30 protein-coding genes and 1 riboswitch are annotated in these 25,801 nt (G+C 40.9%); of the genes, 5 read left to right on the top strand and 25 right to left on the bottom strand.

Annotated features, from left to right (window positions below; genetic code table 11):
- Window positions 1-51: 51 nt before the first annotated feature.
- The 4 genes from DYI25_RS04785 to DYI25_RS04770 all read right to left on the bottom strand — a co-directional run bounded on the left by DYI25_RS04785 (window position 52) and on the right by DYI25_RS04770 (window position 2,505).
- Entirely contained in the window at window positions 52-399 is a 348-nt protein-coding gene (locus tag DYI25_RS04785; RefSeq protein ID WP_213367299.1) for a DUF4440 domain-containing protein, read from the bottom strand.
- 154 nt (window positions 400-553) lie between these two features.
- Window positions 554-1,054: a GreA/GreB family elongation factor gene (locus tag DYI25_RS04780; protein ID WP_213367298.1), complete on the bottom strand. Its 501-nt coding sequence runs from the start codon at window positions 1,052-1,054 to the stop codon at window positions 554-556.
- A gap of 196 nt (window positions 1,055-1,250) precedes the next feature.
- Entirely contained in the window at window positions 1,251-1,835 is a 585-nt protein-coding gene (locus tag DYI25_RS04775) for an HAD family hydrolase (protein WP_249745242.1), read from the bottom strand.
- A 127-nt stretch (window positions 1,836-1,962) separates the two neighbouring features.
- Complete coding sequence (locus tag DYI25_RS04770) at window positions 1,963-2,505, bottom strand: NUDIX hydrolase (RefSeq protein ID WP_213367297.1); 543 nt, start codon at window positions 2,503-2,505, stop codon at window positions 1,963-1,965.
- 441 nt (window positions 2,506-2,946) lie between these two features.
- On the opposite strand from DYI25_RS04770, the gene fosM reads away from it, so the two are divergent.
- A complete protein-coding gene (fosM, locus tag DYI25_RS04765; RefSeq protein ID WP_213369408.1) occupies window positions 2,947-3,369 on the top strand; it encodes a FosM family fosfomycin resistance protein in 423 nt (140 codons plus the stop codon).
- On the opposite strand, the gene DYI25_RS04760 is transcribed toward fosM, so the two are convergent.
- The 4 genes from DYI25_RS04760 to DYI25_RS04745 all read right to left on the bottom strand — a co-directional run bounded on the left by DYI25_RS04760 (window position 3,366) and on the right by DYI25_RS04745 (window position 7,047).
- Window positions 3,366-3,779 carry a hypothetical protein gene (locus DYI25_RS04760; protein WP_213367296.1) on the bottom strand — a complete coding sequence of 138 codons (414 nt, stop codon included), beginning with the start codon at window positions 3,777-3,779 and terminating at the stop codon, window positions 3,366-3,368. The genes fosM and DYI25_RS04760 overlap by 4 nt on opposite strands.
- A 252-nt stretch (window positions 3,780-4,031) precedes the next feature.
- A complete protein-coding gene (locus DYI25_RS04755) occupies window positions 4,032-4,961 on the bottom strand; it encodes a DMT family transporter (protein WP_213367295.1) in 930 nt (309 codons plus the stop codon).
- A 385-nt stretch (window positions 4,962-5,346) separates the two neighbouring features.
- Entirely contained in the window at window positions 5,347-5,736 is a 390-nt protein-coding gene (locus DYI25_RS04750) for a thiol-disulfide oxidoreductase DCC family protein (protein ID WP_213367294.1), read from the bottom strand.
- Between the two features lie 114 nt (window positions 5,737-5,850).
- Window positions 5,851-7,047 (bottom strand): NAD(P)/FAD-dependent oxidoreductase, encoded by a 1,197-nt coding sequence (locus DYI25_RS04745; RefSeq protein WP_213367293.1) that lies wholly within the window; start codon window positions 7,045-7,047, stop codon window positions 5,851-5,853.
- A 206-nt stretch (window positions 7,048-7,253) separates the two neighbouring features.
- Between DYI25_RS04745 and DYI25_RS04740 the strand changes: the two genes are divergently transcribed.
- Window positions 7,254-8,003, top strand: a complete 750-nt coding sequence (locus tag DYI25_RS04740) for a YqcI/YcgG family protein (protein ID WP_213369407.1) — start codon at window positions 7,254-7,256, stop codon at window positions 8,001-8,003.
- 25 nt (window positions 8,004-8,028) lie between these two features.
- On the opposite strand, the gene DYI25_RS04735 is transcribed toward DYI25_RS04740, so the two are convergent.
- On the bottom strand, window positions 8,029-8,601 hold the full coding sequence (locus DYI25_RS04735) for a cysteine hydrolase family protein (protein ID WP_213367292.1): 573 nt from the start codon (window positions 8,599-8,601) through the stop codon (window positions 8,029-8,031).
- A 150-nt stretch (window positions 8,602-8,751) separates the two neighbouring features.
- On the opposite strand from DYI25_RS04735, the gene DYI25_RS04730 reads away from it, so the two are divergent.
- Window positions 8,752-10,170: a vWA domain-containing protein gene (locus DYI25_RS04730; RefSeq protein ID WP_342032472.1), complete on the top strand. Its 1,419-nt coding sequence runs from the start codon at window positions 8,752-8,754 to the stop codon at window positions 10,168-10,170.
- A 29-nt stretch (window positions 10,171-10,199) separates the two neighbouring features.
- On the opposite strand, the gene DYI25_RS04725 is transcribed toward DYI25_RS04730, so the two are convergent.
- Entirely contained in the window at window positions 10,200-10,493 is a 294-nt protein-coding gene (locus DYI25_RS04725; RefSeq protein WP_213367291.1) for a hypothetical protein, read from the bottom strand.
- 131 nt (window positions 10,494-10,624) lie between these two features.
- Between DYI25_RS04725 and DYI25_RS04720 the strand changes: the two genes are divergently transcribed.
- Complete coding sequence (locus DYI25_RS04720; protein WP_213367290.1) at window positions 10,625-11,461, top strand: DUF2785 domain-containing protein; 837 nt, start codon at window positions 10,625-10,627, stop codon at window positions 11,459-11,461.
- Window positions 11,462-11,510: 49 nt separating this feature from the next.
- Here DYI25_RS04720 and DYI25_RS04715 read toward each other — a convergent pair whose 3' ends face one another.
- The 14 genes from DYI25_RS04715 to DYI25_RS04650 all read right to left on the bottom strand — a co-directional run bounded on the left by DYI25_RS04715 (window position 11,511) and on the right by DYI25_RS04650 (window position 23,668).
- Entirely contained in the window at window positions 11,511-12,056 is a 546-nt protein-coding gene (locus DYI25_RS04715) for a hypothetical protein (RefSeq protein WP_213367289.1), read from the bottom strand.
- A 72-nt stretch (window positions 12,057-12,128) separates the two neighbouring features.
- Window positions 12,129-13,082, bottom strand: coding sequence for an ATP-grasp domain-containing protein (locus DYI25_RS04710; RefSeq protein ID WP_213367288.1), 954 nt, complete (start codon window positions 13,080-13,082; stop codon window positions 12,129-12,131).
- A gap of 30 nt (window positions 13,083-13,112) precedes the next feature.
- Entirely contained in the window at window positions 13,113-14,162 is a 1,050-nt protein-coding gene (locus tag DYI25_RS04705) for an LLM class flavin-dependent oxidoreductase (RefSeq protein WP_213367287.1), read from the bottom strand.
- Between the two features lie 140 nt (window positions 14,163-14,302).
- Window positions 14,303-14,408, bottom strand: a riboswitch (SAM riboswitch).
- An 82-nt stretch (window positions 14,409-14,490) separates the two neighbouring features.
- Window positions 14,491-15,672, bottom strand: a complete 1,182-nt coding sequence (locus DYI25_RS04700; RefSeq protein WP_213367286.1) for an LL-diaminopimelate aminotransferase — start codon at window positions 15,670-15,672, stop codon at window positions 14,491-14,493.
- Between the two features lie 149 nt (window positions 15,673-15,821).
- The gene (locus tag DYI25_RS04695; protein ID WP_213369405.1) at window positions 15,822-17,090 is read right to left on the bottom strand and encodes a YjiH family protein; all 1,269 of its coding nucleotides are present in this window, start codon (window positions 17,088-17,090) and stop codon (window positions 15,822-15,824) included.
- Window positions 17,091-17,411: 321 nt separating this feature from the next.
- Window positions 17,412-17,993 carry an ATP-dependent Clp endopeptidase proteolytic subunit ClpP gene (gene clpP, locus DYI25_RS04690; protein WP_102262435.1) on the bottom strand — a complete coding sequence of 194 codons (582 nt, stop codon included), beginning with the start codon at window positions 17,991-17,993 and terminating at the stop codon, window positions 17,412-17,414.
- Between the two features lie 20 nt (window positions 17,994-18,013).
- Window positions 18,014-18,676 (bottom strand): sigma-70 family RNA polymerase sigma factor, encoded by a 663-nt coding sequence (locus DYI25_RS04685; RefSeq protein WP_213367284.1) that lies wholly within the window; start codon window positions 18,674-18,676, stop codon window positions 18,014-18,016.
- Window positions 18,677-18,793: 117 nt separating this feature from the next.
- On the bottom strand, window positions 18,794-19,516 hold the full coding sequence (locus tag DYI25_RS04680; protein ID WP_213367283.1) for a hypothetical protein: 723 nt from the start codon (window positions 19,514-19,516) through the stop codon (window positions 18,794-18,796).
- Window positions 19,517-19,694: 178 nt separating this feature from the next.
- A complete protein-coding gene (locus DYI25_RS04675) occupies window positions 19,695-20,564 on the bottom strand; it encodes a DMT family transporter (protein WP_213369404.1) in 870 nt (289 codons plus the stop codon).
- A gap of 162 nt (window positions 20,565-20,726) precedes the next feature.
- On the bottom strand, window positions 20,727-21,260 hold the full coding sequence (locus DYI25_RS04670) for a cysteine hydrolase family protein (RefSeq protein WP_213367282.1): 534 nt from the start codon (window positions 21,258-21,260) through the stop codon (window positions 20,727-20,729).
- A 2-nt stretch (window positions 21,261-21,262) separates the two neighbouring features.
- Window positions 21,263-21,940 carry an AlkZ-related protein gene (locus tag DYI25_RS04665; protein ID WP_213367281.1) on the bottom strand — a complete coding sequence of 226 codons (678 nt, stop codon included), beginning with the start codon at window positions 21,938-21,940 and terminating at the stop codon, window positions 21,263-21,265.
- A gap of 110 nt (window positions 21,941-22,050) precedes the next feature.
- Window positions 22,051-22,716: a ribose-5-phosphate isomerase RpiA gene (gene rpiA / locus DYI25_RS04660; RefSeq protein WP_213367280.1), complete on the bottom strand. Its 666-nt coding sequence runs from the start codon at window positions 22,714-22,716 to the stop codon at window positions 22,051-22,053.
- Window positions 22,717-22,855: 139 nt separating this feature from the next.
- Window positions 22,856-23,200, bottom strand: coding sequence for a YolD-like family protein (locus DYI25_RS04655; RefSeq protein WP_213367279.1), 345 nt, complete (start codon window positions 23,198-23,200; stop codon window positions 22,856-22,858).
- Window positions 23,201-23,299: 99 nt separating this feature from the next.
- The gene (locus DYI25_RS04650; RefSeq protein WP_213367278.1) at window positions 23,300-23,668 is read right to left on the bottom strand and encodes a hypothetical protein; all 369 of its coding nucleotides are present in this window, start codon (window positions 23,666-23,668) and stop codon (window positions 23,300-23,302) included.
- A 164-nt stretch (window positions 23,669-23,832) separates the two neighbouring features.
- On the opposite strand from DYI25_RS04650, the gene DYI25_RS04645 reads away from it, so the two are divergent.
- Entirely contained in the window at window positions 23,833-25,245 is a 1,413-nt protein-coding gene (locus DYI25_RS04645) for a LysM peptidoglycan-binding domain-containing protein (RefSeq protein WP_213367277.1), read from the top strand.
- A gap of 37 nt (window positions 25,246-25,282) precedes the next feature.
- Here the strand turns inward: DYI25_RS04645 and DYI25_RS04640 are convergent, their stop codons facing one another.
- Window positions 25,283-25,459 (bottom strand): hypothetical protein, encoded by a 177-nt coding sequence (locus DYI25_RS04640; protein ID WP_213367276.1) that lies wholly within the window; start codon window positions 25,457-25,459, stop codon window positions 25,283-25,285.
- Window positions 25,460-25,801 lie beyond the last annotated feature (342 nt).

Genomic DNA, 25,801 nt, shown 5'->3' with positions numbered 1-25,801 from the left:
TAAGCGACAAACAAAAATTCGTTAGCATCTTCATTGATTTATTCCTAAAGCCTAATTTTCAGTTTTGGTCCCTTGATGAAATACCATTTTCCATACACCCTCATTTTGTTTCCATACTGAGCTGCGCAAGGAATGTTGATTACTAATTTCATTAAAAATTCGGTATGTGGCCAACACAATATCAGCCGATAAAGGGTGAATCTCAAAATCACTCAATTTCATTTTAACTATTCCTATCCCGTCTTCAGCTATAACTTCACCCTTATACAAAACCCTTCCCGAACTACCGATTTCAAAGAAATCATCAGCCAATAATTTTTCAAGCTCTGTTCTTGATGAACGTACTTCGGGCTTTAATAAATTCTCCTCTAACTGTCTTATATGTACGTTTAAATCCATGTCGGAATGTCCCCTTTACTACGATTATTAATCTAATTCAACAAGAAATAGCACTAATCCTTCTTGGATTAATGCACCAATTCAGCTAGCACTTGTTATCGCTATAAGTTTCCAACCTGTATAGTGCGCCGATGTTCATTCAGCATAGAATCCTTTATCTGGACTCTACTTCATCCCATCTGCTATACATCTTCAAAACCTTGCATTTCACTTTTCCAGAAGGTACTGACAATACAGTTTCATCACCAATTTTTAAGCCTATTAACTTCTTTGCAACTGGTGAATCATAGAAAATTTTGTTCTCGTCTATATTCGACTCACCGTATCCGACAATTTCATATACTTCTTCTTCCGTAAAATCAGTGTACTCAAACACACACTTCACGATCGAGCCTATTTCAACTATTTCTGTATTACGCGCATCAACCTTAATAAATTCTGCAGTCTTATACGCATGCTGAATATCCTGAATTCGTTCCACTAACACACGTTCATCTTGCTCTAATTTATGAAAATTAGGATTAGCTATCTTATCATCCCCACAAGCATGGAATGCAATATTCTTATCAATCCGCACTTGCTTTAACTCTTGTTCCAAATTCGCTATTTGTTGAAGAATCAGTTGCTCTCCCTTAGGTGTGATTTTAACAGACATTTTACTCTCCTCTAATATGTAGTATTAATTCTAACAATCAAAACTTATCGAAAGAAATTCTTAAATGTTTTTACCTAAAAATAATCCATCCACAGTCTCTAATATACCCTTAAACTCCGTTTAACAGAAACCTCCTGTTTGGGAAAAATAAACTTGAGTACAAAAAGAAAGCTGCCAAATTGGCAGCTGATCATTTTTACACTTTTGTTTCTAGAAAGGATGGTAAGAATTCACTTATATCACTAAATACTTCATCTGGTTGAATACTAAACTCAATTGTCTGGAAATTTGGCAACCAGTGTACTCCAATTGTATATACACTCGCTTGTTTACCGGCCAATATATCAGCGTCACTATCTCCCAGGAAGATTGCCTCTTTGTTTGAGAGGCCCAGTTCTTCTAATGCTTTATTAATTCCTTCTGGATCGGGTTTTGGTAACTCAACGTCATCACCCGTAACAATAACATCAAAAATGTTATTTAACTCTAAGGAATCTAGAGATAAGTCCATACTTCTCCTTGCTTTTTCGGTCACTATCCCCAGTTTATATCCACTTGTTTTTAACTGTCTAAGTAAGGTGTGTATTGCTTCATTTTTTTTTACCATATTATCATGTTGGTCCCTATAAATTTCATAATATAACTCAATGGCTTTTTCATGATTGTTATTCTTAAGATTCTCACGGATAATGCCAGTCTCTGAAGGACCAAACATTGCCTTAATTTCTCCTGATGTAACCTCGCGATCGTCAAATTCCCTGAACACAGCTTCAAACGCCAAGAATCACACAGGCAATGTATCAGCAAGAGTGCCATCAAAGTCAAAAAGAACTGCTTTCATATGAATCACATCCTATATTTTTTATATAACTTTGTATTGGAAATGTCTCATTAAAGAAATTGGTTAACTACTCTTTTTTTACTTCAAATCTACTGATTAGATTGTATGGTCTGGATTCAAATGCTTCATAAGGAATGTAGTTCGCATCCATTGCATCCAGAGCCCTGTTTCTAAATTGTTCCCTCGTAATAAATTGTTCTATGTTGTCTTTCGTTATTTTAGTAAAAACGACTTCCGATGTTTCATGCTCAGCTGTCCTAACTTCACCTGACTGATACTCGCCTTTGAAGACTACACATGTTACCCCTCTCGTCATGTTTTGATAGATACCTGTTATACCAAGTAAGTCCACCTTTATTCCAGTCTCTTCAAATATCTCACGATGAATAGCTTCTTCTAATGTTTCTCCTTCTTCTACCTGGCCACCCGGCATTTCCATAGTGTCTGAACGATGAAAATTCCTTACAAGAAGTAATTCTCCGTCCTTATTTGTGATATATCCACTAACAGACATTATATGTTTAGGTGGATGATATGCCGCAGGATAAGGAGCAGTTGAAGACAAGAAATCTTGATCGGATTCTATGTAAAATTCGTCTAACTCTTTCATTCCTATCTGGTACTGTTCACTATTTTTAAGTAGACTTTCAATCCTTTCAAAATGGTCCTGGCTGCTGTATTCCTATATAACCAGAATTTCGTCCTTATTGTCATTCACCCACCGGCCTATTAATTTAGCACCATTTTTAACATGACTTGGAAATACACAGGTATGAAAGAAATGGTTGATCTCATTCAATTTTTCATCCTTGATTCTATAAGTTTTTCTTTTAATAATCATTTTTTGGCTCCCCTTTCGCTTCCTTTAATTTCCACATGTAATTTGAAAATCCTTCATTTTTGGGATGGCTTCTGAAATGATTTTTTGTTAAAAATGTCTTGGAATTTGTTTTTTCTGGTATCTTATTTATAAGATTACTTAGGATTCTATCTACTGGTGAAAATTAATGAGTAGCCCCTTACAAAAAATATAATCCTTGAGGTGAGAATACTGTCGATAAAGGGAATAAACCATTTATTATTTTCTGTTTCTGATTTGGAGAAATCGATTGATTTTTACAAAAATGTATTTGATGCAAAATTGTTAGTGAAAGGTAAAACTACCGCTTACTTTGATTTAAATGGTATTTGGCTTGCCCTTAATGTTGAGAAAGACATACCACGTCAAGAAATACATCAATCATATACACATATAGCTTTTTCAATTGATGAAGTAGAGTTTGAGACTATGTATAACAAGCTGAAAGTTTTGGAGGTGAACTTTTTACCAGGCCGCCTAAGAAATGAAAAAGATAAAAAGTCTATATATTTCACGGACCCAGATGGGCATAAATTCGAGTTTCATACAGGAACTTTAAAAGATAGAATTGATTATTACAAACAAGAAAAAGGACATATGGAGTTTTTTGATTAAGACGTAAAAAATTCCGAGCGTGCGCTTGGTTCTGACAACTTTTCGCTGGTTTCTTCCAAACCTGTCCTAACTTGCACTGACTTCTGACAGCTTTCCGTTGGTTTCCTCCAAACCTGTCCGAAGTCGCTCTTTCTTCTGACAGCTTTCCGCCGATTTCCTCCAAACCTGTCCGAAGTCGCTCTTTCTTCTGACAGCTTTCCGCCGATTTCCTCCAAACCTGTCCGAAGTCGCTCTTTCTTCTGACAGCTTTCCGTCGATTTCCTCCAAACCTGTCCGAAGTCGCTCTTTCTTCTGACAGCTTTCCATTTGTTTCCTTCAAACCTGTCAGAAGTCGCTCTTTCTTCTGACAGCTTTTCACCGATTTCCTCCAAACCTGTCCGAACTTGCTCTTTCTTCTGACAGCTTTCCACTGGTTTCCTCCAAACCTGTCCGAACTTGCTCTTTCTTCTGACAGCTTTCTGTCGGGTTCCTCTAAACCTGTCCGAAGTTACTTTGGGTTCGGACAACTTTCTGTCGGGTTCCTCTAAACCTGTCCGAAGTTACTTTGGGTTCGGACAACTTTCCACCGTTTCCATGCAGACCTGTCAGAAGTATTGCACTGTCAAAGGATTCAAACCCAGTCCACTAAAAAAAGAGCCGCCAAAAATTGGCGACTCTAGTGATTAACTATTATTCTGCTTAACAACCTGAGCTTCAACTGACACCTTCTTATCACCAATCGATAGCCAGGTTACGAATAAGAGCATGATCATGGCACCCATCAGCTGCACGCTTTGTAGCATGGTATCGAACCATATAACTGAAATCACCATAACGGTTAATGGCTCAACACTTGAAAGTATGCTAGTTTCGACTGCCGTAATATAGTTCATGCTGCTTAAGAATAGCAGGAACGCCAATGTGCCAAAGAAAATCAAGATGGCCATGATAAAAATCATCTTAGGCTGTGCAATAATGAGCCATTCGTTGCTCATCCAAACTCGGGTGACTGCTCCAAGAACAATCCCGCCGAACAACATACTCCAGCCTACGATCGCCAATACGCTCCATTCCTTCATTAAGCGAGCCGGATAAAGTGTATAGAAAGCAAATGTTAGACCCACCGCCACTCCCCATAGCAAGGCGGTTGGACTAACCAACAAACTGCTAATTGAACCATTTGTCAACAACAGGTACAGCCCGGCCAATGTACCAGCGATCCCTATCATCTGATAACGTGGCGGCCATTTTTTATGATTAAAAGAAACATAGAGGACAATAAATATTGGAGCAGAGAATTGCAGCAATGTTGCAACTACAGCATTACTCGCCTCGATGGCCATCGTAAAAGTGTACTGTAACCCTACCATCCCAAGAATGCTGAATATGATTAGTTGATTCCGCCAGTATGGTGTTTTCACAACTGTAAAAATATCCTCTTTTTTAATTGCCAGGAACGCCAGGATGCTGCTTCCGGCAATAATCATCCGAATCGTCAGGATAAAAGGAACCGATAATTCTGTGTTAGCGAGCACCCACTCCGTAATCGACCCAGTCATCCCCCAAAGCATGGCACCAATGACAATCATAAGTATTCCTTTTAAACGTACCATCGCGAACGCTCCTATAGGTTGTTTGTTTTGTAAAATGTAATGTTCCTAATCTATCTAATTAAATATTATAGTAGCATATAATTAACAAAATTTATCCATAAATAGATTGCAGACTTTTCTATTCTTTACTTTCACCCCCTTCTGCACATCGATTTTTTTACCGCGCTGTGTCTTTGGGTAAATATTTGTCATGCTCTTAAAAAACTGAAGATGGCGGATGAATGAATAGTCAAACTCAACTAAAACCTTTAAAACCAACACGGACTGGCGAGCCTTTACCGCTTGCAGCATTAGGCATTGCCGGAACTCTTTATACTGTTAATCTGAATCTACTTTCACTAACTAAAAAACTGAAAAGCTGGCTGCCAGCTTTTCCGTTTTTCACTTATAAAAATCGCTTCCGCACATTTGGCGGTGGCAGCATACAGCTTTCCTTCTGACCAAACCATTTGTATCGATTCCTGGCGATAATATCATACACAATATTCCTGATTGGAGCTGGAACGATCATGAACACATAAAGAAGCTTCCATGCCCCACGCAAATGACGGCTAATCCTCAGGGCAGCGGACGATTTATAATAAACCTTATCATTCTCGATCAAAATCATGCTGTCCACATCGTCTCGCACTTTATACTTCTTTAGCAGTCCCTGTCCGCCTTCACTCTGCAGCGAGGCGAAGTAGAACGTTTCCTTTGAATCACGATTCAGAATAAATTGGACGCTGGCATCACAAAAGTTGCAGACTCCGTCAAATAAGATGACAGGATGCATGGAACATCCCTCCTTACTATGCCTACCTTTATACTAACATTTATTCTCTTTGGTTAAAATGAAACAAAAAAGCCGACAGCCGATATTTTAAGACTGTAGGCTTTAGAACTTTTTTTACATAATCCCCTTCAACATTCCTTTCCAATACATGACAGGGAGAATATTTTTCTTCAGTATATACATGCTGAAACGTTCTTTTGATTGATCGAACGGGAAGGTCTCAGCTGGTTTATTTTCATAGAGGAATTCAGCCAACACCAGCTTGTTGTAGCCGGTAATGAGCGGACAAGAAGTATATCCATCATATCGGTACTTCAGCGGTTGGTTTTTCATATGGCTTAATAAGTTCCCTGCTGCGACTGGTGCCTGCTTCCTGATTGCCGCGCCTGTTTTGGAGGTTGGCAGGTTTGCACAATCTCCGACCCCGAAAACATTTGGATACTTCCTGGACTGGAGTGTTGACGAATCCACATCAACCCAGCCGCCTGCATCGGCAAGCTTACTCTTTGCGATGAAATCAGGTGCCGACATTGGCGGGACTACATGCAGCATATTGTAAGAAATTTTTTCAGTCTCTCCTGTTCCTGAATTTTCAAAGACTGCAAGCTTGTTGGCTGAGTCAACTTCGATCAAGTTCATTTTATATTTAGGGGTAATCTCTTTTCTCGTGATGACTTGTTCCAGTGTATTCGCGTATTTCTTCACTGCAAAAATACTGTCAGATGCAGAGGCGAAAATAATCTGGCTTTTGTCTCTGACACCTGCTTTTCTGAAGGCATCGTCTGCGAGGTACATGATTTTCTGAGGTGCGCCGCCACATTTTATCGGCGTGTTTGGGTGGGTGAAAATGGCGTTTCCGCCCTTAAAGTTTTGAATGCTTTCCCAGGTGGAGTCAACATAATTATATGAATAATTGCTGCAGACACCATTCTTGCCAATTGCTTCTTTTAACCCTTTGATCTTGTCCCAGTTAATCTGGATGCCAGCCGCCATGACAAGATAGTCATAATTCATTTCTGTGCCGCTGTCTGTCGTCAGAGAGTTTGAATCAGGATCGATTGATGTAACGGCATCTTGAATCAAGTCGACACCATCGGGAATGAGTGATTGCTGATCCCTTTCTGTTACTTCCTTTTTAACTGCGCCAGCGCCTGCCAGGGTCCAGAGTGGCTGATAATAATGCTTTTTCGCTGGGTCCAAAATCACAATCTTCCCTTTTAAGTCCGGTGACCCTTTTACAAGCCGGGCCGCCACAGAAATACCAGCAGAGCCTCCACCGACGATTACAACTGTATATTTCACCTCGTACACCTTCCCCCATTATTATTGATAATCAATAGTAATACCCTTATAGGTATTACTATTACCACTATGAAAATTATAATAAATTTAACTGAATATTTCAATTATTATTAAGATTAAATTCATATTTCTGGGTTGCTGCCCATTTGTCCCGGGACATCTATCCTATCCTCCAGGCTTTGAATATATTGTAGAAGCTATTGGAGGTGACTATGATGAATGGCTTGTATACACATGGTTCCTCACCTCGGGATCAGATGCAAGAATGGGAAAAACGTGCACTAGATAAATTCTTGGCTAAAATGAGTGATAAGGAAAAGCCTTTTCCCTGCATACCGGCAACGATTGGCTTTTCTAAAAATCAGCTTCGTTATGGATTTGTGGGTGATCCAAGAGAAAACTCTACCTTAACAGAGCTTTCCAGCCTTTTGACAAGCTATACAGAGTTGTCAAGTAAGATTGGCAATTACACATCATTGATTGTATTTTATGAAACACCAGAATCTATGAATGATAATACCGTAGAAGAATTTGAACAGTTATTCTGGAACCATTTAAATGGTCTAAGTTCCTTAGATAAGTTCGATTGGCCCGAGGATATTCCTACAGACCCGCATGATCCAATTTGGGAATTTTGTTTTCATGGTGAAAAATACTTTATGTATTGCGCTACCCCTGCACATAAAAACAGGAAAAGCAGACATTTTGACGTCATGATGCTAGCCATCACACCTAGATGGGTCCTTCAGGAATTTAACAAGTCACAAAGTTATGCCAGGAGGATTAAGGCTCATGTGAGAGAAAGGCTTTCTAAATATGACAGCATTTCAATCCACCCTGACCTGAACACATACGGATCGGAGGATAATTTTGAATGGCGGCAGTATTTTCTCCGGGATGATGATACATCTTTAAGTAAGTGCCCCTACCATAGAGTGCTTAAATTCCTTGGCATCGATAAATAAAGCGCAGGATACAGGCTCCTGCGCTTTACTCTTGGTTCAACTGGCTAATGATCTCATCGGTGGTGATGATGGTGGCGAACTCTTTTTGCAGCATTGCCAGTTCGTGTTCCTGAATCGAATCCGCTGAATGGCGAACTCCATTATGGTCCATGATTTCAAATGCAGCAATCGCGTCAGACACCAGGAAGGTATTGAAGCCAAGATTACCGCTCATTCGCGTCGTTGTGGAAACGCAATGCTGAGTCGATAACCCGGTTATCACAACTGTTTTAATCTGTTTTTGCTTTAAGTATGACTCCAACTCCGTTCCAATGAAACCGCTATTCACATTTTTCGTAAAAATGATTTCCCCATCGATAGGCTGGATGATTTCCTTAAATTCAGTACCTAATTTGTTTCGATGATGCAAAGGAGACGCTGGGTCAATGGACAGATGCTTCGTGTAAATGACATGTCCCTTCCTGTACCTCCATTCTGTTAAAAGCCGGGCCATGTTTGCCTCGGCTTCGCTGTTGTTCCGAGTACCCCAATAAGAATCGTCGAAGCCTTTTTGAACATCCAAAAGAAGCAGCGCAGGCAGCTCAAGCAAATTCTTCATCCTATTTCCTCCTTACTTACTCCACATTCTTTGTCAGTTCAAGGCTTTTTACACTTTGCATCATGGAAATCACTTCAAATCTGTTCGCTAATCATGGTAAACTCTATGAAGATGTTTTTACATAGCGAAAACGCGAAGAGGAGGATTTTTGTGAAACGATATTCGCTGTTATTATTTTTAATCACTTCACTTGTCCTTTCTGCTTGCAGCGGTGATGAACCGGAAAAAGAAGTCGTAGCCGAAACTCCGCCTAAAGAGGATGTTAAAAAGGAAGAAACAAAGCAGAGTAAAATTGACCATCTGAAGAATATAAGTTTAGAGGTTACAGAGGAAAGTTTGATTGGCCTTGAGCCTGGCTCGATGATGGGTGACCTGAGTTATGAAAAGGACATAGAAGATATTGGTTTCAATACACCTGAACTGGACCTTCAGCTAAAAAACAAGCTGCCGGTAAAACTCGATGAACTTGCTAAAGAAACTGATGATTTAGAAACGATTAAAAAAGGCCTTGTTTACATGCTAGCCAGTCCGCATTATAAAGAAATTATCGGAAATGCAAACGCCTATGAACCTCATTTTGAAGAGCCTTACCTGCCAGACCCGACCAAAGCTGAAGGAGAAGAGGAAACAAAAACCTCTGAAAGAGCAATCATTCTTCTGGATGCAAGCTCAAGCATGCTTCAACAGGCGGGCGGCAGTGTCAAAATGGAGATTGCAAAAGATGCCGTAAAAAGCTTCGCGAAAACGATCGGCCAGTCAAGTGAAGTCTCACTTGTAGTTTACGGACACAAAGGCTCCGATTCAGATGCAGATAAAGTAGTATCCTGCACAGGAATCGAAGAGGTCTATCCAATGGGCAAATACGAAAAAGAAGATTTCCATGGAGCGGTCCATTCTTTTGAAAGCAAGGGCTGGACTCCTCTTGCTAGTGCGATCCAAAAGGCCGGAGAGATTAGCGGCGGCTATGATGGAAATACAACAATCTACATTGTCAGCGATGGCGCTGAAACATGTGATGGCGATCCTATCCAGGCCAGCAAGGATTTGATAGCAAAGAACGCTGATAGTTCAGTAAACATCATCGGGTTTGATGTAGACAGTAAAACAGAGAATCAGTTAAAAGCAGTTGCTGAAGCCGGAAACGGCGAATACTTCAAAGCCAACAACCCTGAGGAATTGAAAAATACAATCCAGTACGAGTGGCTCCCTTCCACACTTGACCTGGCGTTTGCATTTACGATGGCACCAGACGGATGGGACATGGTCGAGGAATATAAAAGCGCAGATAAGTACCCTCTTGAATTATGGACCGTCGGGAGAAAAGAGGCCCACCGTCTTATCGACGCAGCCGCCATCATGTCAGAGAATGGCTGGATCACCGATGAACAATATTCGGAACTAAGAGATTGGGGCTTTGAACGAAGTGAAGCCATGAAGGAACTGCATTATGCCATGTCCAAAACCAATCGCGAAAAAGCAGATACCGAAAGCAAGGAAATCAGGCAACGAGTCGATGAATGGACAGATAAAATGAAAGAACTGAAAAAAGAGCGCGGCGATACGTGGTAAAAAAGATGGTTCCAATGCGGACCATCTTTTTATTCCATCACCATGCCATGCTGAGTTCTCATAAGCTTGATTTGCCTGTGCCGTTGCGCATCCGCAAAAATTGATCTGGTCACCACAATTTTTTCCCCATTAAGCTGAATCCAGTACTCTCGTTCCTCTGTAAAATTTCCGTATATATTCCTGGTTGTTGTACCTACCCCTTTATCCTCAACAATTCCTTGTGCAGAATTCACCTTAAATTGAGAATAGAGGTAATCTTCATATGCAAAAGACAATAGAATGATGCAGCCGGACCATATTATGAAATGGAGTATTTTTTTCATCAAAATCACCATGAATAGTTTGTGGCAAATTAGAAAAATTTACTCTGAACAATTGGTTGGCATGCAATATTTTAAAAAGGAAAAATATGCTAAAATCAATATAAATCCAACTCCAAGGGTGTGAAATTTTGATGGCTGCTGAGCAATTAAAGAATGAATTAAAAGAATTAGATTTTCAAAAACCTGAAACTATTAAAAGCAAGGATCTCGATCAACTTATTATACAGATGGTTCAACATATTGGCTCAACTGACCCAGTATTAAGGGACAAACTGATTTATAGTTCGTTTTATCATTTAACGAAAGATGGTTATTTGAATCATCAACAAATGGAATATTTAATCCAAACCTGCCTTGACCAAAATCATTTATTTATAGGGATTGGCTCGATGAATGAGGATTCGGTATTCACGAGGGCATTTTCAACACTGGTGATAGCTCTTATTTTAGATAGGGATCGTGAAGAACGATTTCTTTCGGAAGAGATGGCCCTTAAAGCCATAGAGAGCAGCATTCTATACTTACAAAAAGAAGAAGATACCCGAGGATATGTCGAGGATAAAGGCTGGGCCCACTCTGTAGCACATGGAGCAGATTTATTGGCCGAGGCAATCAAGCATCCGTTATTTGATCTGGCTTTAGCAAGCGAATGTCTTACTACGGTCGGAAGTTGTATCTTAAAAGACACAGCCTATATTGATGAAGAAGATGAGCGGCTAATCTATGCTGTCATAGCCCTGTTAGAAAAAGGGATGGATGAAAATCTATTAAAAGAGTGGATTGTGAATCTATCAAACAACGTAACAGAGATAAAGAATACAACTGGCTATACCCCCTACTACTTCAGGATGAACACTAATTTAAATCAATTCATAAAGTCACTTTATTTCCGACTGCTGTTTTTAAACATCGGTCTGCAAACACGACAGGAGATTGAACACATCTTAAAACCTCAAGTCTTGGCTTAATACTTCAAACACTAAAAAGAACGCAACCCCAGTTGCGTTCTTCTCACTCTTATAACATTTGATTGGCCAATGCTATTATATCTTTCTTCAACTGAATAGAGGTGATGTCAGGATTACTGTATCCAAGCATATAATAAATTCCCTCTTTTGTAAAAATAAGAGAGCCTTCATGATAATTCCCCACCGTCCCATCAGATAATTGAACTTCCTCCCCTAATGGTCCACCATACTCTACTTCAAAATTATGGACAGTAATCATGAAAATGATGTTATCCTCTTTATTTTTTGAAAAACTGTTAAAATTGACTACTAACTCTTTCCCATCGTGCTTAAAATCTTCAATGGTCATCTTTAGCGGCATTGCCTCAAAAGGAAAATCCTTAGGTGGGTTTAATTCAAATGGCAATGCTTCTAAGCCCAATTTTAGAGATGGTACATTATATTGGATGGGAATACTTTTCAACTGTTCCTCGGTGGCATTCCCAGTTTGTTCAACTCTCTCTAGTTTGCTTGTATCGAGCGCATCGTTTTGTTTTTGCTGGCAGCCGAAAAGCAATAATACAAGGACTATAGGAATAAAAGATAACTTTTTCATCTGTTCTCCCCCTTTATGTTTTAATACGGAAGAACCCTTGATAAGTTTCAAATATTTCCCAAAACATTCATGTCATCTTGTCACTGTCCCATACTCTACAGCCAGCTCTTCTCCTAAAAACTTTGCCAGCTCGAGCATGCCAAATTTCCCTGCTTTTGCTTCAGCATCTGAATTATAATTTGTATTTGTATTGATATCGTAAGTGAAAATTTCCCCTGATTCATTTCTGATGAATTCAATACCAGCAACATTTATATTATTTACTTCTAGTACTCTCTTATATTTTTCAATGATTGGGTCGTCGAATCCATCGATAACCAGGAATTTCGGCTTTTCTTCAACTTCTTCCCCAACAGGGCAGAAAAGGTCTCCGATTTTGCAGGCATCAGCCGGGCACAATTCAAACCCTTCAGATGTATCAACTCTCACCGCATAAATAAACTCTCCGCCGACAAATTCGCATCTTGTAATATAGCTTTCCGGGGACTGGACATATTCCTGGATCAGCGTCACACCATCAACCGGTTCTTCAAAAGAAGGTCCATCAACATATGACTTCAGTGCTTCAATCGATTGAAACAGCTGAACCCCAAGACCTTTTCCAGCGCGATTATGCTTAGTTATAAATGCTTTCCCGTCAAATTCCTTCGCAGCATCTAATAGCTGTTTTTTCCCGACAGCCGCAATTGTCCTCGGAGTCCTTACACCATGCTTGTTCAGCTCAAGATATTGCTTAACCTTGCTTACCTCCAGTTCCAACGCCCGGGATCCGTTATACACCTTCCTTCCATGGGTTTCCAGCCATGATAAAACCTGTGCCGTATATTCAGGGGCGAAGCGATGTCCTCTTGTATGAGAAGAAGCACTCATTCTGCTATAAAAAATCCCCTCAGGTGGTTCCTTTGATAAATCAAGGAGCCCCTCGTCAAGATGCCATTCTTCAAATGGAACTCCCAGCTCTTCCAGCCGCCTTGTCAAATGGACTGTCCATTCGCTATTTTCATGGATAATGTATACTTTACTCATTATTTCTTCATCTCCATAGTCTAAATTTTATCAAACACTCACTTGCTTCCTTTTTGCCTCAACAAGCGGCATTACCTGACTAGCAAAGCGTTCCATTTCCTCGAGCTGCGGGGAGAATTGCAGTAATAGCAAGCCTAAACCTGCTTCTTCATACTGTAAAATCCGCTCGGCGATTTGCTCTGGTGTACCGACTAAATTCGGCCGCAATCCACGGTTCGATACAGAATAATCTTGGAGGTGAATCTGCTGTTCAAGCTGAGACTTACTCGTAAAATCTTTAAAACCTGCATATGCACTGGATTCTTTAACATCCGTGATACGCCCCAATTCAGCAATGGCTTCCTCCTCTGTATCCCGGCAAATGACATAAGCAGCCATTCCGAACACTGATAGTTCTGGATTTGGAGTTGATGCCCTGCGTGTAATCATATCCGTTATTTTCCGCTGTATTTCTTTTACTGTCCCGCCATGCATGACATAGGCATCGCATTTTTCTATAATCGTCTGCTTCCCTTTCTCGCTTTCTCCGCCGGCGTATAAAATCGGATTCGGGCGCTGGACTGGTTTCGGAAACAGCTTCGTGTCCTTCAAATCGTAAAACTTACCTTCATAAGAGAAGCTATCTTCACTCCATAGTCCCTTGAGTAAATCAATGAACTCTGTAGTCCGTTCATATCTTTCATCATGTTCGGTAAAAATCCCGCCGTACTGGCGTGCCTCTTCCTCCCACCATGCTGAAACTACATTAAGAGTAAAACGACCGTTGCTGATTTGATCTATGTTTGCTGCCATCTTTGCTGTTACTGCAGGATTATGGAAACCTGGCCTTACAGCAGCCATGATCTCGATTTTTTCAGTTACAGAAGCCAGAGCAGCAGCTGTAGTCCAAGCTTCAAGGGAGTCATGCTCAGGACCTTTGATATCATTCAGATATAACTCTGCTATCAAAGTGGTTGAATAGCCCCATTTTTCTGCTGATTGAATCACCTGCTTTGCATAATCAAAGGTAGGCGGCATGTTTTCATCCTCTGCATTCCTAAGCCATCCGCCAAAAATCGGCAGCCAAAATCCATATTTCATCTCAATCTCTCCACTTCTTATTTAATCACAACTTAACCAACCTGATAAGTCGGTTTTATAAAAAAACATTAGAGGCTCATAAATAAGCCTCCTAACATAAAAAGCTCCCTTCTTTAAGAAGAGAGCCTTAGAATACTCTCTTCTCATCTTTCAGACAAAATTGTCCGCAGGAATTGGCACAGTATTCGTTCAGAACCTGTTGCCGAGGTTTCGCAGGGCCTTTCCCTCCACCTCTCTTGATAAGAAGATATCATATATTAATTTTAATTTATTAAAGTGATAATATTCTAAATTCATCCAAAAGTCAATTCGTTTATCGAAACATTTTTTATATTCCTAGTGGAAATCCCGACAGAAATTTATTGACCCTCTGTGAGGCCTCCGTCAGCCTTTCTGGAGGCTGAACCATAGCAATTCTCACATACCCTTCTCCTTGTTTGCCAAAAGCATCACCAGGAACCACGACAATCCCTTCCTCATCAATCAGCTTGAAGGCAAAATCACGGGATTTCCAGCCGGTCGGAATTTTAGCCCACACAAACATCGTTGCCGGAGAATTGGCCACTTGCCATCCGCTATTCCGAAACCCGGATACTAAAGCATCTCGCCGAACTTCATACTGTTTTAGCTGATCCTTCAGGAAAGAATAATCAGAAGTCAATGCAGCAATTGCTGCTTTTTGAATTGGATAGAAAATTCCATAATCGATATGTGATTTAAATGAGGCAAGAAGATTAATAACTTGAGAATTCCCGGCAACATAGCCAATGCGGCAGCCTGCCATATTGAAAGTTTTGGAGAGTGAGTTGAACTCTACTCCGACCTCCTTTGCACCGGGTACAGATAAGAAGCTTATTTGCGGGTTATTATCATAAATCAATTCAGAATAGGCGAAGTCATGTACGACCAAGATGTTATGTATTCTGGCGAACTGAACCACCTCTTCAAAAAAGCTGCGATCTGCCAGTGCGGTGACTGGATTTCCAGGATAGCTCAAGATTATCATCTTCGTCTTTTGTAAAATTTCAAGAGGAATATCATTAAGCTGCGGCAGGAAATTATTTCCCTCCAGCAAAGGCATTGGATAAATAGTTCCGCCTGCAATTGTTACGCTAGCTTCATAGATTGGATAACCTGGATCTGGAACAAGTACATAATCACCAGGATCAATGATTGCAGTAGCAAGATGGGCAAGACCATCCTGAGAGCCCATTAGCTGCAGGACTTCGGTTTCAGCTTCAAGTTCAACCGAATAACGCTGCTGGTAAAAATATTTAACTGCCTCATTAAATTCACTTATTCCCTTTAGCGTGTATCCATATTTCCCTGGATCCAGTGAATACTTTACAAGCTCATCAATGACAAAAGGAGGCGGCGAAAAATCCGGACTCCCTATACTCAGGTCGATCACATCTTTCCCTTTCATTAAGGCAGTCTGCTTACGGTCTACCACTTCCTGAAAAATACTTGAAGTCATTTTTCTAATCTTTTCCGATCCGTAGAGATTCATGGGAATTCCCCTTTACTGTTTATTTCTTTAACGCTGTAAATTGTTAGAACTTTTAAAATATAAATTCGATTATATCAGGGTCCCTTTTTCAATTCTAGTAAAAAATAAAAAAATGAGCTGCTTTAGCAGCTCATTAAGTAACTTCCATATCAAAACAATAGATGTGCGATTGGCGCTACAATGATGAGAGTTAGGATAGTCCTCTGAACCCAGATGACTACCAATTTTCGCAGGCTGATGGGTATTTCTGTCGACATAATGCTTGGAATCAGCGCAGAGAAAAAGATAATAGCTGACACAGAAACAACACCGATGACAAACTTTGTGATCATGGGGGCTTCTGTTACAAGCAAGGCAGGCAGGAACATTTCAGCAATTTCGATTGCGGATGCCTTAGCTGCCAGCATTGGCTCTGGAATCTGGAGGATTAATGTAAATGGGTAGAAAATATAGCCAATAATATCGAACACTGGGGTGAATTCCGCTAATACGAGCCCTAACAATCCTACAGAAAGAATCGACGGCAAAATTCCCATCGTCATAATGAGTCCATCCCGCAAGTTATCCAAAATGTTTTTTCCAAGTGCAGGCGCCTTGTTCGATGCGCTCATAGCACCAGCCCATGCCGTTTTCAAGCGATGTTCCTTCACCGGTTCTTCAGGTACTCCTTTGCCCTCATAATATTCATCACTAACCGTTCGCAAAGGGCGCAACCTCACCGTGATAGCGGTTACAAGAAACGTAACTAAAAGCGTTGTCCAGAAATACGTGTTCCACACTTCCATTAATCCTAAAGTTTTTGCGACAACAATCATAAATGTAACAGAAACAGTCGAGAAACCTGTTGCGATAATGGTGGCTTCTTTTATAGTATACTTACCTTCCTTGAACACGCGATTGGTAATCAGAAGGCCGATTGAATAGCTTCCTACAAAGGAAGCTACGGCATCAATCGCAGCCCTTCCTGGTGTCTTCCATACAGGTCGCATTATAGGCTGCAACAATACACCAAGGAATTCTAGCAGACCGTAGCCTACCAGCATTGCTAAAAATACAGAGCCAATTGGTACGAGGACACCAACCGGTATAACCAACTTTTCATACAGGAATGGTCCCATGTTTGGTTTAAATAGCCATGCTGGCCCAACTTTAGTCAGCAGCATTAACGCTACGACAACGCCAAGTACTTTTAACAAAGAAAAAACGATAGTCGCCGGATTCTTGTTCCACGTTTTTCTGTAAAACGGATAAATGGCCCCCAATAAAATAACAATAAATGCATAATACGGAGCGGCTGCAGAAAAAGTGGTATTGATCCAAGTAACTAAGTGGTCGAGCGGTATTGATGATTTTTCACCAACAGTGATTGGAACAAAAAACATGAAGATGCCAATCGCACTAAATATGAAGAACTTCATCTTACTTACAGTTGATGATGGTATTTCCGGCTGTTTGCCAGGCTTCAATTGTGGGGTGTTCTGCACATGAATTCCTCCTTCGTTTGATTATTCTGATTATTTGTAAAAGAGGAGCATTCTTATGCTCTTCTAGTTACCGAAAGAAAAGTTGTTCTTATTAATACTTTATTCAATGCCATTTGAAATTAGAGTGTACATGGCATAATTTTTTAATAGACCTATTCATTTAAATTCGATTATGGATTGTGAAAACCCTCTAGCTTTTTAACCAATTCTGTGTAATTTTCCCAAAATAAAAAGAGCTGCCAAGGCAGCCCTTCACTATGTCCGTGTAATAATCTTATCAATAATCCCGTACTCCAAAGCTTCCTGGGCACTCATGAAATAATCCCGATCGGTATCCTTTTCGATTTTTTCCACCGGTTGGCCAGTTCTCTCGGATATAATCTGATTCACATGATCACGCAGCTTCAGGATTCTTTTAGCGGATATTTCAATCTCCGTCGCCTGGCCCCTTGCACCTCCCAGAGGCTGGTGTATCATGATTTCACTGTTTGGCAGTGCGAATCTCTTCCCTTTGGTACCGGCAAGCAACAGCATGGCTCCAAATGATGCGGCCATTCCGATACAGATTGTGCTGATATCGGGCTTGATGTATTCCATCGTATCAAAAATCGCAAAGCCCGCTGTGGTTGAACCTCCAGGACTATTAATATAGATGGAGATATCCTTTTCAGGATTATCAGCTTCAAGGAATAAAAGCTGAGCAATAACGCTGTTTGCCACCTGGTCATTGATTTCATCTCCAAGCATGATAATGCGGTCTTTTAAAAGACGGGAATAAATATCGTATGAACGCTCTCCCCGGTTGGATTGTTCGATTACATAAGGAATTGTACTCACTTTGGTCCTCCCTTTCCTGCTTACGCAGCCATTTTGAAAGTAGAGAGAGGTGAACGGGAGTGCAGAGACATTTCCGGTGAACATGGAGCAAGTGACGGGATTTTCTGGATATTCTCAAGCAACACAGTCGGATCCTCAGTCTGAAGCGATTCGCAAAGCAAGTCAGACAATAGCTTTTCTTCTTCCTCGTTCAGTTCCTGATCCACTTCACGCAGGCTTCCTTCCCGCTCGAGCCTTTTCCTGGCACGATAGAGCGCTGCTTTAACGGCCATTTCAGTTGAATCCAGCAGCTCGGCAATCTCGCGTGATTGAAAGCGAAACGCTTCCTTAAGGATAAAGATCACTGCCTGCTTCGGCGTCAATTTAGACAGTACCATCTCGACTGTATCCCTTACGCTCCCATGAGTGAATGATGCAAGATTTTCTGGAATCCCTGTTATCTCCCGGCTTTGCTTCCTGATAGTATCCACCCATTGGTGATAAGCGATTTTTTTCAGTAAAGCCGAGCTGATTTGTGACGGTTCATAATGGCGAATCGCCTTTACCGTTACTTCCTGAACCAGGTCGTCGCCGTCCCAACTGCTCTTCGTAAGAAAACGGCAATACTGCTGCAGACTTTTATAGTGCATCATGATCACGGAATCCTCTGCTCTATTCAAACTCCTGAGTTTATCGATAGACATCCTGTTCACTCCTTTGAACCTCTCTGCCCCTTAAACGGTTTGGGGGAGAAGAAAGATACGGCCTTATAAAAAGATTTTTCTTACGATGATTTCAGTATATGCTGAAGTTTATTGATCCTACCCTTTCATCGAGCGCTTTTGCCTTTTTAGGAAAAAGAACCCTGAAATAAGTAAGAGTACCACAATCCCTCCAAATATATATGCAAACCAACTTTCGCTTTCCTTATTTCCCTCATTAAATTGATTAGGATAAGTATTTTTCAGGTGCTGCTTAACGAAGGCTATAAATTCTGTCTTCGTAATTCCATTCGGATCAAGACCATTGTCGTTAAAAGACCTGATTGAGCTATCTCCCAATGGTCGCACTCTATTTTTTGAAGGTGAATAAGCAAACTCCAAATCATATTGCATATTGTGAATATAATATTCATCTTGCTCCATTTGTACGATACTATATGTTAACCAATATGGATAGCCAATACCGGCAATCTCATATTTTCCTTCAAAAGGTTCCCAAATATTAACAACATTTTTCACTGCACCACTTTGATATACAGGTACAACCCATTCACCAGGAGGTTCAACCGTGATATTCAGTTGCCTGTCTATCACCAACCTATTTACAGGAATGACCCTTCCGATTGTCACTTCCTGGTCACCCTTTGTGAAATTAAACGTATCAGCATTGCTGTCATTAATAATATTAAGGATAAAATCTCTATAATTTTGTTCGGCAAACCTCTCCACTTCAGCTGGAGCACGATTTTCCATATTCCTTTCATCAAAACCCATGAGCACAAGTGAAAATAAAGTTAGTAAACAAAGACCAGTTCTCTTCATGGAAAAGGCTCCTTCGCCAGCTTAGTAGGATTAAATTAACCTTATTTCCCAAATTATACCACGGCGCGACTAGTTTGAAATATATAATAAAAAAGCTTGGGCAACATCCCCCAAGCGAAGTTTAGCTACTAATCCTCTCCCGTTTTCCCACTTTCCCTTTGGTTCGTTTCAAGTCTTGTTATCCACTCTCTCGTAGTGACAATCGGGCTCTCTCCTTAAAAGTCCAGTTAACCAGGAAAATCCCTGTAAAAATCAGCGCCCCACCCGCGTAGACATACCATTCCACTACCTCACCCAGCAGGACCCAGCCGGTAAGCACGCCGAAAAAAGGTGCCAGGAACAGGAAGGCACTTGTTTTGCCTGGGTCACCTTGATTGATCAGATAAAACCAAATCGCAAACTGAACGATTGAAGCCATGACCGCAAGCCATAAAATAATCGATGCCGAAATCGGGGTTATCATCAGCTTCGGGGATTCCAGCGTAAGACCCATCAATAAAAGGATAATGCCTCCAAAGAGCATTTGATAAGCTGTCAGCACCCAGACATTAAAGCGGCTGCCCCATTGTTTGATCAGGATTGTCCCAATGGACCAAAACACAGCAGCCCCCAGACCGAAAAGTGTACCAACTGTCAGCTGCAAGTGAAAACCTAGTGTGATGAACACACCGATAAACCCTACTATCGCGCCAACCCATTGAAGGAACCTGTAACGAATCCCAAGGAATACGGTACCCATCATCACTACCATTAATGGATTGGTAAAGGTTAAAATTGAGGACTCACCTGCCGTGATCGTCCGTAAACTGAGGAAGATACAGCCCATGACGCCTGCTGTTTGCATCAAACCAATGATGAAAATCCTTCCCCAATCAGCCAGCTTATCCGGCTTAATTCTTTTCCTAACAAGTATCGCCATAAGCAAACCGGCTATCGTGAATCTTAAACCAACCAATAACAATGGAGAGACATAATTCAAACCAATCTTTCCGACGGTAAAAGAAGAGCCCATGAGAAATGTAGTAACAACGACAAGCACGATAAACATAAATGGATGAAGATTTGATTTTTCCACAACGGCCCCTCCCTTTTAGAGAAATATATTCTGCTTAAGGGACGCAATTCCCTTTATGATTTTTCTATATAAATAGCTTAGAGATATTATAATTCTCTAAGCTTCAGTGTGTTCAGCTAATTCATAAACAGATTCCTAGGCTTTCGCGCTTAACCTAATCTCATCGCTAGACTTCACGTCAGCAAACCAGCGCAACACCCCGTTGTGATGGCTGATGATTTGCTGGGCTGTTATTTCATTTCCAGGCCATGTGCTATGTAAATCGGAAACCAAAGTAACCTGATACCCCTTGCTGAATGCGCTTCTGATTGTTGTATCCACACAAATTTCAGTTTGGATACCGACGAGATAGAGGTGTTCGATCCCCTTTTCTTTTAACTCCTGGTCTAGGCTTGTTTTTAAAAAGGAGTCAGGTGACGTTTTTTGAACAATTATATCTCCCGCTTCCGGGCTAATTTCTGAATGGATCTCCCAACCATATGTCCCGTTTTCCAAAGGATATCCACCTGATTCATTGTGTTGGATATATACGACTGGCATATTGGCTAAACGTGCCTGTTTAATCAGTGCCTTAATACCTTGCAGCAGCCCTTTACCATTGAAAACTTCTTCTCCTTCAAGGAACATCCCGTTTTGAACATCAATAATCACTAATGCTTTGTTCTCCATTCTTAATCCCCCAGTATTTTCTCCAGCCTCTTTACGGCGTTTTCACTAGCAACACCTTGAAAATGATTCAAAAGGTATTCTCTTGCCTTTTTCTTTTCTATAGCGATGGTTTCGATTTTATTACGGCTTGCCCAAGAATCGTATGTTTCAAAGGCCGTGCTGCTCCAACCATTCTTATCGCCTTCCGAGTTTATTTTTTCCTTGATTCCCGAAATGACAATATCCATCGTTCCCTGCAGTTCCAATAAAGCATTGTCGAACACCTTTTTATGCTCTTTATCCCTTAACCCCGCCTGAGTCCTCAACTCTCTTGTATCAATGAGCCCTTCTTCATTAATGATTCGGTAAAGGCTCAATGCTTCTCTTGATAGAGTGCCTTTTTGATATCGTTCTTCAACTGTTTCATAACTGCCTAGAACCGTCTTAAAATATGGCAGGAAATCACGCGAAATCAGGATGGACTTTTTCTTCATGAATTTCCCATACCCAGCGACACCATCAACAGAGAACCTTGTTCGCCAAATCCATGGATCAAATTCTGTATCTGTATGCCAGGACTCAGGAGCAGTAATGGTATTCAACGCCGGGAAATCAGGTACCAAAGGCGCAAGCGGGAGGAAGCCCACTTCATCAATGACCTGAATCGCTTCTTCATAAGTTTTTATTTTGTAATCCTTCAATTCAGACAGCTCCTTCAAACAATCGTCTACATTGTATTTCGATAACCTGGCACAATTCCCCTTTACCTAAAGAGAAAAACGGTACTTCATCCAGAAGCACCGTTAAAAATTTATTTTGTTTTTTCAACCAGCTCACCATTTTCAATTGTGATCAGCCTATCAGCCATATTCACAAATAATCCGTTTTCAACCACTCCCGGAATCTTATTCAGCTGCAATTCCATCTCCTTAGGCGATTCTATGTGTTTAAAATCGCAGTCGAGAATATAATTTCCGTTGTCTGTGATGAATGGCTGGTTTCCAGTTAGTCTTAATTTCGGTTCACAGCCAAGCTCGGCGATCTTCTTAGTTGTCATATCGGCTCCAAACGTTACAATCTCAACCGGCAGCGGGAATGCTCCCAATTTCTTCGCTCCTTTGGATGAATCTGCTATGACAATGAAGATAGAGGCCGCATTAGCGATGATTTTTTCCCTTAAGAGCGCTCCTCCCCCACCTTTTATCAAGTTCAAATCAGCGTCAAACTCATCCGCTCCATCAATTGCGACATCAATCTGATTCACATCTTTAAAATCCACCAGTGTAATTCCCTGCTCCACAGCTAGCGCGGCAGTTTGCTCCGATGTCGGGATTCCTTTGATGTTAAACCCGTTTCTCACTAACTCGCCTAATTTTGTGATTGTATAATAAGCGGTCGATCCTGTTCCCAGACCAACTACCATTCCATCTTTTATGTACTCAACAGCTTTCTCGCCAACCATTTGTTTTTCATTCATTATGTTCACTCCTAAAAAATATGCTTTCCCATACCGGAGAGACCTATCTATCCTTTGAACCTTTCTAACTCTGATATTCTACCCCAAAAAGTGGCGACAACCTCCTTTTAAACTCAAACTATTGGTACCTAAAACTTTTCTATCTCACCTTTTCCACATCCACAGCGACAATATCCTCGAACTTCATTGACATTGCACTCCCATCTTCAGCTACCATCCGTACTTCCTTCCTGATTGGATCAAGGTAATGGACATGTCCTTTTTCTTCATATGTAAATCCATCATCCCACTTAGTGATTTTTACTGGATATGTAAATTCCATGGCGTAGCAAATCCGATTCTCCATCTCCTGGATTTCGTATTCATCGAGCAACGGCTTCGGCTGCCGAAGCTCATCCCTTGCAAGCTCTCTCAATAATGCACGATGCTCTGGCATAAAATGAGCAGGCATGAATTTCAGTTTTCCTCGGTCTCGTATTCTCATGCTGACCATCCTTTCGGGAGTATTTTCATTTATTATATCCCGAACAAGCGTTCGTAAACAATTTATTTTCACATAAAAAGACCAGCTCTTTGAGCCAGTCTATGCAATCACTTCATGGTATTTAAAATAAGTCGAGAGCTTGGAATCTACATGATCCTTCCACCCGTCTAATGGCACATTCAACCTCTTCAGTATTTTATAGGCATGGACCCATGCGCTCATTTCAGCCGTTATTCGATAAGACCAATCATTCAGCCATTTCTCATAGTCGAGTTCGTCATTGACAAAATCAATACAATGTCCAATCTCGTGAGCAAAGGCATATACATTTTCCAGTGTGGTCGATAATGGAATCGTTATGGACATGTTTGGATTAAAATTGATTTTTTTCTTAGAGTCATAAATCACCTTGCAGTTCAACTTCTCCGCCTCTTCTACTAAAAGTAAAAAAGTGCCGTACGTAACCATACCATTTTCCCCTTTTATCTTTATAGTTTTTCTATCTATTATATCGGTATTTTCTAAAATATATACACTTATTCTAAATATTCTGAAAGAAATCATTTGCAGATAGGACATCTTTTGCCGGCATATCATGATAAAAGGGACCATAACTTGGAGGATGATTTTAAATGAAAATACATGTCGTAAGATCGGGTGACACACTGTGGGGCATTTCACAAGGCTACCAAACTACCATTAACCAGATTATTTTAGCTAATGAAATGGATAATCCCAATGTTCTAGTGGTTGGACAGTCACTTGTGATACCGGAAATCAATCGGGAGTATGTCGTACAGCAGGGTGATAGTTTATGGGGAATTGCCTCTCGCTACGGAGTGACCGTACAGGAGCTGGCACGCTATAACAATATCGCGGACCCTTCGCTGATTTTTGTTGGTCAAATGCTTCAGATGCCTTACTTGAGCCACACCGTTCGATCAGGAGAAACCTTATGGGCAATTGCGCAGCGTTACGGAGTCAGTATTAATCAAATCACAGAAGCTAATGGGATATCGAATCCTTCACTCATTTATCCAGGGCGTGTTTTAAGAATACCAGCGCCTTCAAAGCCAGTAATTGAAGTAAATGCCTATATAACAAGGATGAGTGAATCAGGAAGAAGTGATGTTCTGTCACGGGGACACCATTTTACGTATCTTGCTCCTTTTTCATATAGGATGGGTGAAGATGGGTCACTTCTGAACCTACAGGATTCGAATGTTCTACAAGCTGCGACCATGACCAACACCTCACCATTGTTTACACTCACAAATGAAGCGGATGGCTCGTTCAGTTCGGATCGGGCAGCCGCCATCCTTCGTAATCCAGCCGTTCAGGACACATTGTTGAACAATATCCTCGCTAAAATGAAGGAAAGAGGCTATACCGGCTTGAATATCGATTTTGAATATGTCTATCCAGAAGACCGCGAAAACTATAACAACTTTTTACGAAAAGCTGTTGCCCTCATGCATCCCCAAGGCTATACGGTCTCGACTGCACTGGCTCCAAAACAAAGAGCCGATCAGGAAGGACTGCTTTATGAAGCACACGATTACGAAGCACACGGGGAAATTGTCGATTTTGTAGTGATTATGACATATGAATGGGGCTGGTCCGGCGGCAGGCCATGGGCAATCGCACCGATAAATGAAGTAAGGAAAGTGTTGGACTATGCCGTCACAGCCATTCCGCGCGATAAAATCTTGATGGGTGTCCCTTTATATGGCAGAGACTGGCGCATTCCATGGGTGCAAGGAACCTATGCTCGAACTGTCAGCCCAAAAGGAGCAGTAGAGCTCGCTGCACAACAGGGAGTAAATATCCAATTCCATGATACGTACCAATCACCATTTTTCCGCTACACCGACGCAGACGGCCAGCAGCATGAAGTCTGGTACGAAGATGCAAGGAGCGTTCAGTCCAAGTATGATACTGTAAAAGAGTATGGTTTGCGAGGCGTAAGCTACTGGGTACTCGGACCATCCTTCCCGAAAAACTGGCCAGTGCTGCACAATAACTTTAGGGTGAGGAAGCTATAATAATTAAAAATCCTGCGATTGAGAATTCGCAGGATTTTTAAATGCCATCAAATATAGATCTCGCTAGGAACCTTATTAAATAGAAAAACAGCCGGAACGGAAGAATGATCAATTCCGGAATCCAGAATAAAACATCAAAAACGAAGTCCCAAAAAGTATAGCTGCCTTCCTGTTTCTTTTTCCTTCTCTTTTCTGACCGTTTTTCTACAAACATTTCAGGTTCCTCCCGTAAGATTACTACTTATTGCACTCTTCACAAATTATTTTACCCTGATACTGTATAAATGCTTTGATCTCAGTCATGCCCTTCGCTTCCGGGTACCTCATTTTAACAAAGATCTCTTCATTGGCTTGAATTTCTTTATTGCATACCGAGCACTGTGGCCTGTTTTTGAACATGGCCTTCACCTCGGTTTTAAATACGTTTTTTTAGCATAAAGGTTTCACTATCACCCTTTTTCGTGCCAAACAAGTATTATCCTTTGCAACTGGTATCTTGTTTCATCTGGTATTATATCCGCGACAACTAGTATTATATTTCTTCCAACTAGTATTA

It is taken from the genome of Mesobacillus boroniphilus (assembly GCF_018424685.1).
GTDB classification, from domain to species: Bacteria; Bacillota; Bacilli; order Bacillales; family Cytobacillaceae; genus Mesobacillus; species Mesobacillus boroniphilus_A.
This window is presented reverse-complemented; position numbering and strand designations above follow the sequence as displayed.